General features: G+C 66.5%; 15 protein-coding genes. 6 read left to right on the top strand and 9 right to left on the bottom strand.

Features of this window, described 5'->3' with window-relative positions; all coding sequences use genetic code 11:
* Nucleotides 1-12 precede the first annotated feature (12 nt).
* The gene (locus tag R9J51_RS14195) at nucleotides 13-615 is read left to right on the top strand and encodes a TetR/AcrR family transcriptional regulator (RefSeq protein WP_218847411.1); all 603 of its coding nucleotides are present in this window, start codon (nucleotides 13-15) and stop codon (nucleotides 613-615) included.
* On the opposite strand, the gene R9J51_RS14190 is transcribed toward R9J51_RS14195, so the two are convergent.
* Nucleotides 605-1,147 (bottom strand): DUF2141 domain-containing protein, encoded by a 543-nt coding sequence (locus R9J51_RS14190; protein ID WP_179504812.1) that lies wholly within the window; start codon nucleotides 1,145-1,147, stop codon nucleotides 605-607. The genes R9J51_RS14195 and R9J51_RS14190 overlap by 11 nt on opposite strands.
* Nucleotides 1,148-1,251: 104 nt before the next feature.
* Here R9J51_RS14190 and R9J51_RS14185 point away from each other — a divergent pair, with 104 nt between their 5' ends.
* Both R9J51_RS14185 and R9J51_RS14180 read left to right on the top strand, forming a co-directional pair.
* Nucleotides 1,252-2,454, top strand: coding sequence for a hypothetical protein (locus R9J51_RS14185; RefSeq protein ID WP_179504811.1), 1,203 nt, complete (start codon nucleotides 1,252-1,254; stop codon nucleotides 2,452-2,454).
* A complete protein-coding gene (locus R9J51_RS14180) occupies nucleotides 2,451-3,764 on the top strand; it encodes an oligosaccharide flippase family protein (RefSeq protein ID WP_179504810.1) in 1,314 nt (437 codons plus the stop codon). The genes R9J51_RS14185 and R9J51_RS14180 overlap by 4 nt, the downstream gene beginning before the upstream one ends.
* Before the next feature lie 10 nt (nucleotides 3,765-3,774).
* Here R9J51_RS14180 and R9J51_RS14175 read toward each other — a convergent pair whose 3' ends face one another.
* The 4 genes from R9J51_RS14175 to R9J51_RS14160 all read right to left on the bottom strand — a co-directional run bounded on the left by R9J51_RS14175 (nucleotide 3,775) and on the right by R9J51_RS14160 (nucleotide 7,166).
* Nucleotides 3,775-4,536 carry a nucleotidyltransferase family protein gene (locus R9J51_RS14175; RefSeq protein ID WP_179504809.1) on the bottom strand — a complete coding sequence of 254 codons (762 nt, stop codon included), beginning with the start codon at nucleotides 4,534-4,536 and terminating at the stop codon, nucleotides 3,775-3,777.
* Entirely contained in the window at nucleotides 4,533-5,426 is an 894-nt protein-coding gene (locus tag R9J51_RS14170; protein WP_179504808.1) for a hypothetical protein, read from the bottom strand. Before R9J51_RS14170 ends, R9J51_RS14175 begins: the two co-directional genes overlap by 4 nt.
* Nucleotides 5,423-6,427 (bottom strand): diacylglycerol/lipid kinase family protein, encoded by a 1,005-nt coding sequence (locus R9J51_RS14165; RefSeq protein ID WP_168555030.1) that lies wholly within the window; start codon nucleotides 6,425-6,427, stop codon nucleotides 5,423-5,425. The genes R9J51_RS14170 and R9J51_RS14165 overlap by 4 nt, the downstream gene beginning before the upstream one ends.
* A gap of 181 nt (nucleotides 6,428-6,608) precedes the next feature.
* Nucleotides 6,609-7,166, bottom strand: coding sequence for a DUF159 family protein (locus tag R9J51_RS14160; RefSeq protein ID WP_179504807.1), 558 nt, complete (start codon nucleotides 7,164-7,166; stop codon nucleotides 6,609-6,611).
* Nucleotides 7,167-7,416: 250 nt separating this feature from the next.
* On the opposite strand from R9J51_RS14160, the gene R9J51_RS14155 reads away from it, so the two are divergent.
* On the top strand, nucleotides 7,417-8,739 hold the full coding sequence (locus tag R9J51_RS14155) for an Hsp70 family protein (RefSeq protein WP_179504806.1): 1,323 nt from the start codon (nucleotides 7,417-7,419) through the stop codon (nucleotides 8,737-8,739).
* Nucleotides 8,736-9,206 carry a GreA/GreB family elongation factor gene (locus tag R9J51_RS14150; RefSeq protein ID WP_179504805.1) on the top strand — a complete coding sequence of 157 codons (471 nt, stop codon included), beginning with the start codon at nucleotides 8,736-8,738 and terminating at the stop codon, nucleotides 9,204-9,206. Before R9J51_RS14155 ends, R9J51_RS14150 begins: the two co-directional genes overlap by 4 nt.
* Here R9J51_RS14150 and R9J51_RS14145 read toward each other — a convergent pair.
* Both R9J51_RS14145 and R9J51_RS14140 read right to left on the bottom strand, forming a co-directional pair.
* Entirely contained in the window at nucleotides 9,197-9,484 is a 288-nt protein-coding gene (locus tag R9J51_RS14145) for a hypothetical protein (protein WP_179504804.1), read from the bottom strand. The two genes, R9J51_RS14150 and R9J51_RS14145, sit on opposite strands and share 10 nt — an antisense overlap.
* A gap of 36 nt (nucleotides 9,485-9,520) precedes the next feature.
* A complete protein-coding gene (locus R9J51_RS14140) occupies nucleotides 9,521-9,940 on the bottom strand; it encodes an HU family DNA-binding protein (RefSeq protein ID WP_432787998.1) in 420 nt (139 codons plus the stop codon).
* Between the two features lie 585 nt (nucleotides 9,941-10,525).
* On the opposite strand from R9J51_RS14140, the gene R9J51_RS14135 reads away from it, so the two are divergent.
* Complete coding sequence (locus tag R9J51_RS14135; protein ID WP_168555024.1) at nucleotides 10,526-11,287, top strand: GntR family transcriptional regulator; 762 nt, start codon at nucleotides 10,526-10,528, stop codon at nucleotides 11,285-11,287.
* Here the strand turns inward: R9J51_RS14135 and R9J51_RS14130 are convergent, their stop codons facing one another.
* Nucleotides 11,288-12,595, bottom strand: coding sequence for a sensor histidine kinase (locus tag R9J51_RS14130; RefSeq protein ID WP_179504803.1), 1,308 nt, complete (start codon nucleotides 12,593-12,595; stop codon nucleotides 11,288-11,290).
* Nucleotides 12,592-13,317, bottom strand: coding sequence for a response regulator transcription factor (locus R9J51_RS14125; RefSeq protein ID WP_179504802.1), 726 nt, complete (start codon nucleotides 13,315-13,317; stop codon nucleotides 12,592-12,594). Before R9J51_RS14125 ends, R9J51_RS14130 begins: the two co-directional genes overlap by 4 nt.
* Nucleotides 13,318-13,459: the final 142 nt, after the last annotated feature.

Below are 13,459 nucleotides of genomic sequence, written 5' to 3'. Positions count from 1 at the left end.
TCGAGGGAGGCCGTGGATTTGGTCCGAAGGAAGCGTAGCGAAAGCCAGGCCCAAACGCGCGAGCGGCTGCTGCAGGCCGCGGCAGACCTGTTTCGGCGCGATGGCTATGCGATTACCTCGCTCGAACGGATCGCGGAGGTTGCCGGCTACACCAAGGGCGCGGTCTATTCCAATTTCGAATGCAAGGAAGCGATCTATCTGGAAGTGTTGGAGGCCGACGCCGTCAGCAATCGCGGACAATTGCTGGAACGCCTGGCCGCCGCCGCCGATGCCGATGCGGTGATCGAGATCCTGGCGCAGTGGGCGCAGGAACGCTCGCGGCATGGCGGATGGTCGCTCTCGGTGCTGGAACTGGCGCGCACGTTGCCGCCGGGCTCACCCTGCCTGGCGCGGCTGGAAGACATCGTGCGCGAGGGCTGGCGCGGATTGGGCGGCTATCTGCGCACCCGCTTTCCCAACGGCGCCGCAACGGGCGAAGTGCTGGGCGCGCTGCTGTTCGAGATCGCTTACGCGCCCGCGCTCACGTTCCTTTCCACGCCCGATGCCGGCGATCTGGTGCGCCTGGTGCTGCCAGCCCAGCTTGGCCTGGCAGAGCAGCAGCCGGTCATCGCGTAATCGGGCCGATCGAAAGCCCGCGCCGGTATTGCATCACCACCGCCACGTTGACCGAGCGGCCGTTCACCGGCACCGCGCTTTGCGTGAACGACGGCTTGAGACGCATCAGCGAGAGGTGCGGGTTGCGGGTGAAGCCACCACCATCGTTCCAGTCGGACTTGCCGTTGCCGTTGGCATCGTGGCGCACCGCCACCGCATAGTCGCCGGGCTGGTTGATCGGAAAGCAGAAGTGCATCGGCCCCGGCGCGCGGCGAACCTGTTCGATGCGCATGACCCACTGCCCTTTGTCCAGGAAGCGGGCGCCGCCCGGGCCGTAGAGTTGCGCGCGGACCGTGCCGGTATCGTTGACGAAGCCGCTCACTTCCACTGTCAACGCCGGCTGGCCGGGCAGGCAGCCTTGGTCGGGCGTGCGCACTTGTGCTTGCGCGACGGCTTCGCCACCCAGGGAAAGCGCCAGGCCGCAAGCCGCCAGGGCGCTGATCAGGCGCGCGTCCATCCGGCGGGCGCGGGTCATCGTGGCGTGATTATTCATGGCATCTCCTGTGGCCGGCATGCAGCGCGCGATGTAGGTATGCACGCGCCCATGCCAAGCGGTAAAAGGTTGCAATTCTCGATGAATTGAGAGAGCGCCGGCGCATGGCGGACGACATTCTGTTCCTGTTCAATCACGATGCCCCGCACCAGGTTGCGCATATTGCCGGCATCGCGCGGGCGCTGATCGAAACGGGCGCGCCGGGCCAACCCATCACGTGTGCCACGGCAACGCCGGCTATCCGCGCGCGGGTGGAAACGATCCTGGGCCCTGATGCGGCGGCACGGGTCGGCTGGTTCGACATGGCCCTGCCGGCCTGGCTGGAAGCGACGCTTGCCCTGCCCAACAAGGTCGCGCCGGTGCGCCGGCTGATGCGGTTGCGCCATCACGCCGTGCGCATCAACGCGGCCCGCGTGGTGGTCAGCGCAGAGCGCACGTGCCTTTCGGTCCGCGCGCCCGATGGCCGCGCGCGCTTTGCCTATGTTCCGCATGGGGCGGGCGACCGCATGGTGTCTTATCATCCCGAAAAGGGTGGGTTCGACCTTATCATGGTGAGTGGCCACAAGACCGCGCGCGAAATGGTGGCGCGTGGCGTGGCCCCGGCCGAACGGCTGCGGGTGATCGGCTATCCCAAGTTCGACACGATCGACCTTTCGCAGTCGAAAAAGCTGTTTTCGAACGATAATCCAGTGCTGGTCTACAACCCGCACTTCGACCCGCTGCTGTCGAGCTGGTACGACCACGGTCCCGCGCTGCTCGATTGGTTCACGCAAGGCGAAGGGCAGGGCTACAATCTGATCTTTGCCCCGCACATCATGCTGTTTGCCAAGAAACTGCATGTTTCGCTCGAATATCGCACGGCGCGCCTGCGCCCCGGCATCGATCCACGCTGGCGGGCGGCGCCCAATATCCTGATCGACACCGGCAGCACGGCGCTGGTCGACATGACCTACACCCTCGCGGCGCAGGCCTATATCGGCGACGTGTCGAGCCAGGTCTATGAATTCCTGGTCAGGCCACGCCCGCTGCTGTTTGTCGACGCGTTTTCGCATGATCCGCGTTCGCGCGAAGGGGCCTATCCGGCCTGGCGCGCCGGCGATGTGGCGCGCGATGCTGCGGGCCTGGCCGCCTTGATCCCTGGCGCCTGGGCGCGCCACGCCACCTATCGCGCGGTGCAAGAGGCGATTTTCGACGATACGGTTTCGCATCAGCCCGGACACCCCGCGGTGCAGCGCGCGGCCGATGCGCTGTTGGCGTTGGCCCAGGCCGGGCCTGCGAGACGCGCCGCGGATGGAGCCCACGCGTGACCGCGCGATCGCGGTGGCGCGGGGTACTTGCCAATCTGGGCTGGCTGCTGGCCAGCAATGCACTGATGGCGGTGCTGTCGCTGGTCTATATCGGCATGGCCACGCGCACGCTGGGGCTGGCTGATTTCGGCCGCTTTGCGCTGATCACCGGGACGGCGCAGACGCTGGCCATGCTGGTCAGCTTCGAAACGTGGAAAGTGGTGGTGCAATACGGGCTCGCGCACGAGGGTGCCGGAAACCCGCGCGCAACCTGGCGGCTGGAACAGGCGGCCGCGCTGATCGAGGTGTGCAGTGCCGGCGTGGGCATCGGCCTGGTCATCGCGCTGTTCCTGCTGTGGCCCACGCCATTTGGCATGGATAGCGCGGTGGTGCCATTTGCCATCGGCTATGCGGTGGTGCAGTTGGTCACGCTGCGCTCCACCCCCACCGGCATCCTGCGCATGCGCGATCGCTTTCGCCTGGCAGCCATGGCCGATAGCGTGCAGCCGATCGGCCGGTTGATCGGGGCCAGCCTGGCCCAGTGGTTCTGGCCCGACCTGGCGGGATTCCTGCTGGCCTGGGCGGTGGCAGAGCTTTTGACTTTGGCGGCAACCTGGGCGCTCGCGGCGCAAACCGGCGACGTCCGTTCGCTGTTGGCCGCCACGTTCGATTGGCGCGCCGTCCGTGCGGAAAACCCCGGAATTGCGCGCGTGCTGATCAGCACCAACGGCCGATCCACGTTGGGCCTGGCCGCGCGCCAAGCACCCCTGCTCCTGGTAGGCGGCTTTGCCGGGGCAGAGGCAGCCGGCGCCTTCCGCCTGGCCGCCCAGCTTGCCAATGCGCTGTCCAAGCTGTCCATCCTGTTGACGCGTGCCGCCTTTCCCGAAATCGTCCGGTCGATCCGCAGCGCTTCGCGTGCGCGTTTTCGGTCCGGCGTGCTGCGGCTTGGGCTGGCATGCCTGGGCGCGGCAGGCGCGGTCATGGCGCTGGTGGCCGTGTCCGGGCACGACCTGCTGGTCTTGGTGGGTGGGCACGATTTCGGCGCGGGCTATATCTATCTGCTGTGGCTGGCCGGGGCTGGCGCGATCGAACTCGCCGCCGCCGCGTTCGAACCGATCCTGCTCTCGGTCCATCGCGCGCTTTCCGCCACCGTCGCCCGCGCTGTGGCGGTTGCCCTGCAGATCGCCTTGATGCTCGTACTGCTGCCCCGCATCGGCGCGCTGGGCGCCAGTATCAGCGTCTTTGCCGGCTCGGTCGCGGCCAGCGTCCTGTTGGGCGCGGTGCTGTGGCATTATGCCATGCGCCATGGTTTGGAAGAGGCGGCCACGTAAGCGCGCTGTTTCAGGCGGCCGGCGGGCCGTCCACGATCTGGCGCGCCAAAGCCAGGTCTTCCGGCTTGTCGACGTCGACGGCGGCAAGCCCGTGGGGGCTCGCCACGGCTTCCACCGCCAGCCCGGCACGGCGGCCCAATTGTGCCATCGCCTGGCGCAGCGGAAGCCGCCCGACGGCATAGCGCAGCAACAGCCAGGGCCCCAGGCGCCAGACGATCCGCCAAGGACGCTTGCGATCACGCTCCACCGATTGCCAAAGGGCAAAGGCTTCGGCCGCGCGCGGCGTGGCAAAGTGGAAGAGATTGCAGCCCGACCATTGCCCATCGGCAAAACGCAGCCAGGTGCGGCGGGTGTGCGGAACGGCCGCTTCCACCACATCACGCCGCGCCAGCAATACCGATACATCGGCCCCTGGCGCCACGGCACGGCGGAAATCGTCAATCCACTGCGGCTGCAACAGCGCATGATCGGCCGTGGTCAACAGCATGGGCGCGCCCAGTTCGGCAAAACCACGCGCAGCGCTTTCGCTTGGACCACTGGCAGCCGGAACCAGGCTGCAACCGAGTTCGCGTGCCAGTGCCACCACTTGCGGATCGGATGCGGCCACCGCCACGCGGATGGCGCCAGCCGCGCGCAAGGCACGCACCACCCGCACCAGCATGGGCACGCCGCCGACGGTGACCAGGGCCTTGGCCGCCAGGCCCTCGCTCGCTGCAACCGGATCGTCTGGCCCGCGCGATCCGGCCAGCACAAGCGCCGAAAAGCCGTTCATGCCCGGCGCGCCTGCCAAAGGCGCAGCAGCACGCCCGGCGCCGCGAGGATCGGATGGCGTTCGCGCCATGGCGTCAAGGCAAGGCGAAGGCCGGAATGGCGCTCGATCTTCCACAGGGCATAGCGTGCGGCGCCGTCAAAGGTGAAAGCGGCCTTGATCAGCCGCAGTGCATTGAGCGGCTTGCCCAGCGTGCGGCGCACGGCCCAGGCGCGTCGCCAGCGCAGGCGCCAGGCCGGGGGCACATCGGGATGCCAATCCTGCGCCGTCCCGCCCAGCAAGATGCCTTGGCTGGCCCAGGCCAGCGGCAGCATCGTGCGGAAATGGGTGGGATCACCTGCCAGGATCGTGTCGCTCCGTGCCGGCGGCTCCACCCGCAATTCGGCGCGATACGTCTGGCGAAACAGCGCCAGCCACCAGGCGTCTGCCGGGCCATGATCGGGGCCCAGCGCCAAGGCAAAGCGCGCGGCGGTCTCGATCGCCGTGGCAACCGCGTCGCATACCGCCTCGGCCATGGCGGCGTCGGCATGGACCAGCAAGCGCGCGGGCTGGCTGAAACGGGCCCACACGGTGGTGTCGAAGCCCCGGCCGGCCGCGGCACGACGGAACTGGTCGAGCGAGAGCACCGCCACTTTCGCGCGCACTGTCACTTGGCCCAGGTTTACCTCATGATACCCCACATCGGGCCACAGCACGGCGCCCGCGCCCCGCGCCGCGCGGCGGTGGATGACGTAGAAATCCACCACGCCTTCCAGATCGTTGCGCCGAAGGTTGGAGCCATAGAACAGCACGGCGTCACCGCCCAGGCGCGCGCAGACCTGCCGCGCGGCGGCCACGATCTCTGCTTTCACCGGTTGGGCCAGCATAGCCGCGACGGCGGGCCTCAGGCTCATCCCGCCACCACGAACTGGATCGGCCGGCCGCGGCTGATGATCAGGTTGCCGCCGGGGAACTGTTCACCATCCAGGATGAACCCGCGATCGAGCGACAGATAGACCTTGTCCACGTCGCGCCGCAGATAGCCATCCGCCTCCAGTTGGGGCGATTCCTTGCCCTTCATCACCGACAGGAAATTGCGATAGAGCGCGCGAGGCGGCGCTTTCACCGTCAGGAACTTGAGCCCGTCACGCGCCCGGCCGAATGGACGCAGGCCCACCGGCATGCGCCGCAGCGTGGAGGCGAGCATCAGGTAGACCCGCTCGGCAAAGACGTCCACGCCGTTGCGCGAAACCCGGGCCATGTCACCCCGGCGCCAATTGTTACGCGGGCCGCCCAGCAGGCTCTTGAGCAAGGCCATCGCCACGGTCAAAGCCACGGCAATGTTGTTGAACATGCCCTTGCGGTGAACGCGCTGCGCCAGCAGCGTGGCGCGGCTGAACACGCCCAGCCCGAAAATGAAGCCCAGCTGATCTGGCAGTGCGTTGTTGTTCCAGTGAATATGCACCGGTTCACGATCCGCCACGCGGTTTTCGGCATGGGCGCGGATGGCATCGCCCAGATCCCAATGCGCGGGCAGGCCAAGATCGAGCGCCAAGGCGTTGGTCTTGCCCGATGGGATCACCGCCACGCGCGGCAAGGCGCCGCGATAGACCATGTGCGCCACGCTCAAGACATCGCGCACCGTCCCATCACCGCCATCGATTACAATGAGTTCGACGCCCTCATTGGCGAATTGGGTGAGAATGCTGACCAGTTCGTTGCGCGACGCCGGCTCTCGCTTGAACACGACCGCTTCGGGCAGCGCCGCAGGACGCGAGCCGCCATGGTTGCGGTGGCTGCGCGGATTGGCGATCACGCCCACGCGGGGCACGGGCCGGGTGATTTCCTGGGGTGCGAAATCCCTGGCGCGAATGATGGCGACGCCGCCACCGTGGTTGTTGAATTCCTGTCTCATTTCCACTCGATCTGGATCGCGCCGGCCATAGGCGCAGCGCTTCGACGTGACGGTCCCTGAAAAGCTCCAATGGTGACCGCAACGCCGGATTCCAAGATAGGTTTCCAAAAAAAACGTATAATCGGAGGAAAACTGCACAGATCACCCCGCGTTTGGCACCGCCCGCGGCAAGTCTTTGGAATCACGCACCCAGTTCGGCGATCCGATCGGGATGGACAGGGCGGACCAGGCTTTCGACATCCTTCCAGCCTTGCGCCAACCACTGCATCTGCTCCGCCGCATTCAACAGCAATGGCACTGAAGTGGGCATGCCGGCGGGGCCGGACAGCGTGTCGACGGCGACGGTCAGCACGGCAAAACTGGGCACTTCGGAATCGCGCCAGATGCCGGCAAATCCCATGATCGGCGCATCGGGCGATCGCCACCAGCGGCGCGGGCCGCCGGCGCGGAAATGCGTGGCGGGAACCACGCAGCGCATTTCGGGATGGCGCAAGGTGCCGATCCAGAACGGACTTTCCACGTTGCGCACAGTTGTGACGATATGCTGGCCGCGCGGCGGTGGCGGCACGCCCCATTGGCGCGGCACGATCCGTCGGCGCCCGTCGCGCCCCCGCACCACCACGGGGGCATAGCCACCGGCGCGGACAGCGCCACCAGCCCACACATCGCCATTGCGATCGGCACCCAGCGCCTGGGCAACGGCATCTGCGGTGGCGTCGAGGGTGTAGGCGAGCGTCATGACAGCGGCGCTTGTGCGGCAAGGCGGCCGTGGTGCCAAGCGTTTCACACCGGGAAATGTGGCCATGGCAGGGCTGGCCTTGCCGTGCGGACTGGCGCAGGCTAGCGTCAGATCATGTTTCACCCTGCTGCCGGTGGGCGATCCGCTTAGGCGATCGCCCACCGGTCTTTTCCCGCCAGGCCGCAGTTGCGCCCGGGAAGACACCCTGCCATAGCCGCGCGCCCCGATGGCATTTGAAAGGACGGCGTGCATGGCCGCCACCACGCCGGCCCCGCGCGCGGTCGGAATCGATTTCGGCACGACCAATTCGGTGATCGCCTGCTCTTCCGGGGCGGGCGACGCGCAATTGGTGCCCTTCGCCACGCCCGATGGCAGCGCCAGCGTGTTTCGCACCGCGCTGTGCTTTTGGCAGGATGATGGCCCGCGTGGCGCCCTGGCCCATGAAGCCGGGCCCTGGGCGATCGCCGAATTCCTCGACTTTCCCGGCGGCAGCCGCTTCATTCAATCGTTCAAGTCTGTCGCGGCCAATCCCACGTTCGATCACGCCAATCTGTTCGAAAAGCGCCTGCGGTTCGAAGAACTGGGTCAGGTGTTCCTGCGCCACCTGGTGGCCCGTGGCGGCGCTGTGCTGGCCGATTTGCCCGACCGCGTCGTGGTTGGCCGGCCGGTGCGCTATGTCGGCTCGCGCCCAGACCCCGCCCTTGCCAGGCAGCGGTATGACGCGATGTTCGGCGTGCTGGGCAGACCGGTCCATTATGTCTATGAACCATTGGGCGCGGCGTTCAGCTTTGCCCGGCGGTTGCAGCGACCCGCCACGCTGCTGGTGGCCGATTTCGGCGGTGGCACCAGCGACTTTTCGCTGGTCAGGGTCGATGCACCGGGGGCGGCGCGCCGTTGTCTGCCGCTCGGCTCGGCCGGCATTGGCCTGGCCGGCGACCGGTTCGATTATCGCATCATGGACCGCCTGATCCTGCCGATGCTGGGGAAGGGGGGCACCTATCGCTCGTTCGACAAGGTGCTGGAAATCCCCGATGGCCATTTCACCGACTTCGGCGATTGGTCGCGCCTGGCCTTGATGCGCAATCGGCGCACGCTGGAAGAACTCGCTCGCCTGCGCCGTGCCGCCAGCGATCCCCAGGCGATCGCGCGGATGATCGCGGTGGTGGAAAACGAACTGGGCTATCCGCTCTACGACGCGGTGGGCCAACTCAAGCGCGCGCTGTCGAGCCAGGACGAAGCCCGCTTCACGTTCGAAAGCCCGCATCTGGCGCTCGATGTGTCCGTGCGCCGGGCCGAATTCGAATCGTGGATCGCGCCCGACCTTGCCCGGATCGGCGAAACCGTCGATGCGGCGCTGGCTACCGCCGGTCTGGCGCGCGACGCGATCGACCATGTGTTCCTCACCGGAGGCTCCTCGTTGATCCCGGCGGTGCGGCAATTGTTCGTCGATCGGTTCGGCGCGGGGCGGATCGAAAGCGGCGAAGAATTGACCTCTATCGCCCATGGCCTTGCCCTGATCGGTGAAGAGGCCGACATGGAAGCTTGGACGGCGCAGGACGAGGACCCGGCATGAGTGTGGCTTTTCGCCGCGAAAGCGATGACGAACATCTCGAACCCAAGTTCGAGCGGCCGATCCCGACCGGACCCAACCTGGTGACGCCAAGGGGACTGGAGCAGATTGCTGCGAAGGTGGCGGAGGTGGAAGCGCAAGTGGCTGCGCTTGCCGATGAAGATGCCCTCAAGGCGGCGCGGCGCGACTTGCGCTATTGGAGCACGCGCCTTGCCACGGCGCAGGTCATGCCGCTGCCATCGGGGACAGTCGTCGAGTTTGGCGCCACGGTTACCCTGCGGCACAACGGCAAACTGCGCACGATCACCCTGGTGGGCGATGACGAGGCCGATCCGGCGGCGGGCCTGCTGTCATTTTCCGCGCCCCTGGCGCGGGCCATCATGGGCGCCGAGGCGGGAGAAAGCGTGGATTTCGGCGGCAAGGCCGATGCCGTGGAAGTGCTGGAAATCGGCAGCCGCGATCAGGCCTGATCGCCGGCCTGCAGGTCTGCCTCTCGCTGGATCTGGTCCAGCATGTCCATGAAATTGCGCGCGGCGTCCTGTGCGGCAGGATCGGGGAAGGCCACGTCGAGATCGGGCGCATTGCCCAGGATGTACATCAGCGCCCACATCGCAAAGCGCCGGCCGGGATCACGTTCCAGGCCGAAATCAACGGAAAGGCGTTCCATGCCGGCGGCGAGGACTGCTGGCGTGGCCGATCCGGGATCGGTCACGCCGAAATAGCGGCGCATCTGGTCGTCGAAATCCACGAAACGCCTTTCCGAAGAAAAAGCCAGCGGCGGCTATCAGCCGTTCAGCTTGTCCTTGAGCGCCTTGGCCGGAGCGAAGCTCAGCTTGCGCGAAGCAGCGATCTGGATCGGTTCGCCGGTCGAGGGGTTACGGCCTTCGCGGGCCGGCACGTCCTTGACCTTGAACTTGCCGAACGCGTTCAGCGAGATTTCCTCACCCTTTGCAGCGGCTTCGGCGATGGCGGCGAACACGGCGTCAACCGTCTTGCGGACCTCGGCCTTGGCAATGCCCTGGCTGGCGGCAACGGCATCGACAAGTTCAGTAGTGTTCATGGTAGCGTTTCTCCAAAATGCTGCGTGGGGCCTAACGCCTGATTTGCGTGCTGTAAATCGGCGGAGAGATGAAGAACCGTGGGTTTGCGTCCGTTCGCATGGCGCGGGGCTTGCGGAAAACCGGGCTTTCGGCCGGCTCGGCACGGCAATGAAGCGCTTGTTGACGCAGTGCAGCAGGGATGTTGGCCATGGGTGACGCACAGGAAATACCGGCCTGAATGGCCAGTTTGCGGGGCGGGTGGACGCCTTGGGCGAAGCGACGATGCCGCGCCGCTGGCAGGCACGATCTGCGCCGGATCATGGCATCGTTGCAGGTGAAACAGCCTGAAAACAAGGATGTGCAAAAGTCCCGGCGGCGTCCTGCGATCTTCCGCAAGATAGCGTGGATCAGGCGTTAACCAAAACGCCCGGCGAAGTGGTGCTGTCCTGCTCGAACGAGGGTGGCCGGGCACATATTGCGCATCTGCGGCAAAGGTCTTGGCGGGCCGGTTTTGCGCAGGCCGATGGCGCATCCCAGACCTATGAATTTTCCGAAATGGACCCAAAAACGAGAGGCATGGGCCATGCTGCCCCCCTTGATGCGGGGCGGATTCGCCCGGCAAAGTGGCGTGCCGATTCTCGGGGGGCGAGGGGGCGGGATGCGTTCAATTCATAACCATTATGATACGGATAAAATCCCTGTTGTTGAAAAGCGCCAGCCGTCGTAGTGCTTGGGCGTAAAGGAGAGCCATGGGCTTCGTCGATCATATTGGTGCGCTTCGGGAAAACGAAGCCGGGCCGCGGTACATGCGCCTGCAAAAGCTCATCCGCCAAGCCGTCGATAGCCGGCGACTGTCGGCCGGTTCGGCGCTGCCGAGCGAGCGCGACTTGTGCGAGGAATATGGCTTGTCCCGCGTCACCATCCGCAAGGCTATCGATGGCCTGGTGGAAGAGGGCCTGCTGGAGCGGCGCCAGGGCGCTGGCACGTTCGTTTCCGAAAACGTGCAGAAATCCAGCGGCGGCCGCGTGGAAAAGAGCTTTTCGGCGCTGTCGTCGTTTTCCGAAGACATGATGGCGCGCGGACGCAAGCCCGGCAACAAGTGGATCGATCGTTCCGAAGGGTCGGTCACGCCCGAAGAAGCGCTGTCGCTTGGCCTGTCGCCGGGGTCGAAAGTCTATCGCTTCCAGCGCATCCGCTATGCCGATGGTGAAACCATGGCGCTCGAAGGTGCCACGGTGCCGGGCTGGGGCCTGCCGTCGGTCGGCACGGTGGAAAATTCGCTCTACACCGCTTTGCAGCAGGCCGGCCACCGCCCGGTGCGCGCGCTGCAGCGGGTGCGGGCGATCAGCTTCTCCGCCGACATTGCCGAGTTGCTGGGCATCGCGGCCGGCGATCCATGCCTGTTTATCGAGCGCCGCGCCTTCCTGCCCGATGGGCGGGTGATCGAAATCACCCACAGCTATTATCGCGGCGATGCCTATGATCTGGTTGCCGAACTAAGCGAGGTTTGATCACCCCGCCGTGGGCAGCGTGCCCACGGGCAGCGTGATCGTCACTTCCAGGCCATGGGGCGGACGGTTGCGCGCCGCGATCGTGCCGCCATGGGCCGCGATGGCGCGGTGGGCAATGGCCAAGCCCAGGCCCGGCCCGCCCGAAGGCTGGCCCTGGCCGTCGCCAACAGGCTCGCCGCGCACGAACGGTTCGAACATCATGGCCAGCATCGCTTCGGCCACGCCGGTGCCTTCATCCTGTACCGCCAGTACATAGGCACCATCACCCAGTGCAAGCGTTGCCCGCACCGCACCGCCGCGCGGGGTGAACCGCAAGGCATTGCGGACGACGTTGTCGATCGCGCGGTGCACCAGGATCGCCTGGCCGCGCAGGGCAGGGCGGTCTTCTTCCGGCGGCAGATCCGGCGCATAGACCAGCGCGACGCCGGCTGCATCCGCCTCGATCCGGGCTTCGGCGAGGACGCCCGCAACCAGGTCTGCAAGGTCGAAATAATCTTCGCCGGGGGCATCCTGGTGTTCAAGCCGCGCCAGTTGCAGCAATTCGCCCACCAGCCCGTCGAGGCGCCCTGCTTCGTGTTCGATCCGGTCCAGCGCGTGGTCGATCCCCGTGGGCGAGAGGCGGGCAAGGCCGATCGCCAGGGTGAGCCGCGCCAGGGGAGACCGCAATTCGTGGCTGACATCATGAAGCAGCCGGTCACGCATGGCGACCAGTTCTTCCAGCCGCTGTGCCATGCGATCGAAATCGTGCGCCAGATCGGCAATCTCGTCGCGCCGCCGGCCCATGCGCGGCACCAGGCGCGTGCCCAAGTCACCACAGGCCAGTGCGCCAAAACCCTGCCGCAGCCGATTGATCGGGCTGGTAAGATACCAGGCCAGGGCCGCGCTGAACGCAAGGCCGCCCAGCAGGCCCAGCAACAGCATTTCGGGCGGCACGTTCAGGCCATGGGCCGGCCTTGGCCCACGCGGCGCCACCTGATAGCGCAGCCACAGCACGTGCCCGTCGGGCGTGGTCGCCCGTTGCACCAGCCAGACCGGATCGGGCGGCAATGGTTGTGCCAGGTGTTGCAGCCGGGCCTGCTGGCGTGGCGGAAGCCCGGCAACATAGCGATCGAACGCGGCCGTGCCGCCGATGTGGACCAGGTTGGCCCCGGCGGCCAGGATCGTTTGCCCAGCCTCCACCGGGGCCAGGCCATCGGGCCCGGCGTGGCGCAGCCGGTTGGCCTCGAACAGCAGCCAGACGCCTTGGGTAATGGCCAGGAAGGTGATCCAGAACGCAAGCAGGATCTTCCAGAAAAGGCGCGCTTTCATCGCCCGGGCCTGGCCGTGGCCAGCGCCAGCCTATAGCCCACGCCGCGCACGGTTTCGATGCCCAGCATCGCGGCGGTGGCCGCCTCAAGCTTGAGCCGCAAGTTGCTGACATGGACGTCGACACTGCGGTCATAGCTTTGGCGCGGACGGCCCAGGCCTTGCAGCGAAAGCACATCCTTGGTTGCGACGTCTTCGCCCGCGCGCAACAGCGCCACCAGCATATTGAATTCCGACGGGGTGAGATCGAGCGATGTTCCTTGCCAGGTGGCACGGCGCGCGGCGACCTGCACATCGAGCGGTCCAAGCGTCAGCCGACGGGCCTCTGCCGCCACGGGCAGCGCCGGATCGGGCGCGCGCCGGCGCAGGATGGCGCGCAGCCGGGCCACCAGCTCGCGTGGGTAATAGGGCTTGGCCACATAATCGTCGGCGCCCAGTTCCAGGCCGACGACACGATCGACCTGGTCGCCCTTGGCTGTGAGCATCAGCACCGGCACCATGCTGGTGGCGCGGATCTGGCGCAGGGCCTCGATACCGTTGAGCCGCGGGAGCATGACATCGAGGATCACGGCGTCGAATCCGCCACCCAGCGCTTGGGTGACGCCATCGACGCCGTTGAACACGGTCTCCACGGCAAAGCCTTCGCGCTCCAGATACTCGCGCAACAGCGCGCTGAGATCGGCATCGTCGTCGACAAGCAGAATGCGGGGCAGGTGGTGAGTCATCGGCAACCTTGGCGCATCGGCGATGTGTTGCGCTGTGTCACCCTGCCTTTTCGAAAACTTTACGCAAGGGTGCGCAAGTCTTGACCCACAGCCTTGCGCGCCTGCGCCATATCGCAGGCCTGTCGCGCGGCTTCCCTCCTTT

The organism is Novosphingobium rhizosphaerae (assembly GCF_050920675.1).
Lineage (GTDB): Bacteria > Pseudomonadota > Alphaproteobacteria > Sphingomonadales > Sphingomonadaceae > Novosphingobium > Novosphingobium rhizosphaerae.
This window is presented reverse-complemented; position numbering and strand designations above follow the sequence as displayed.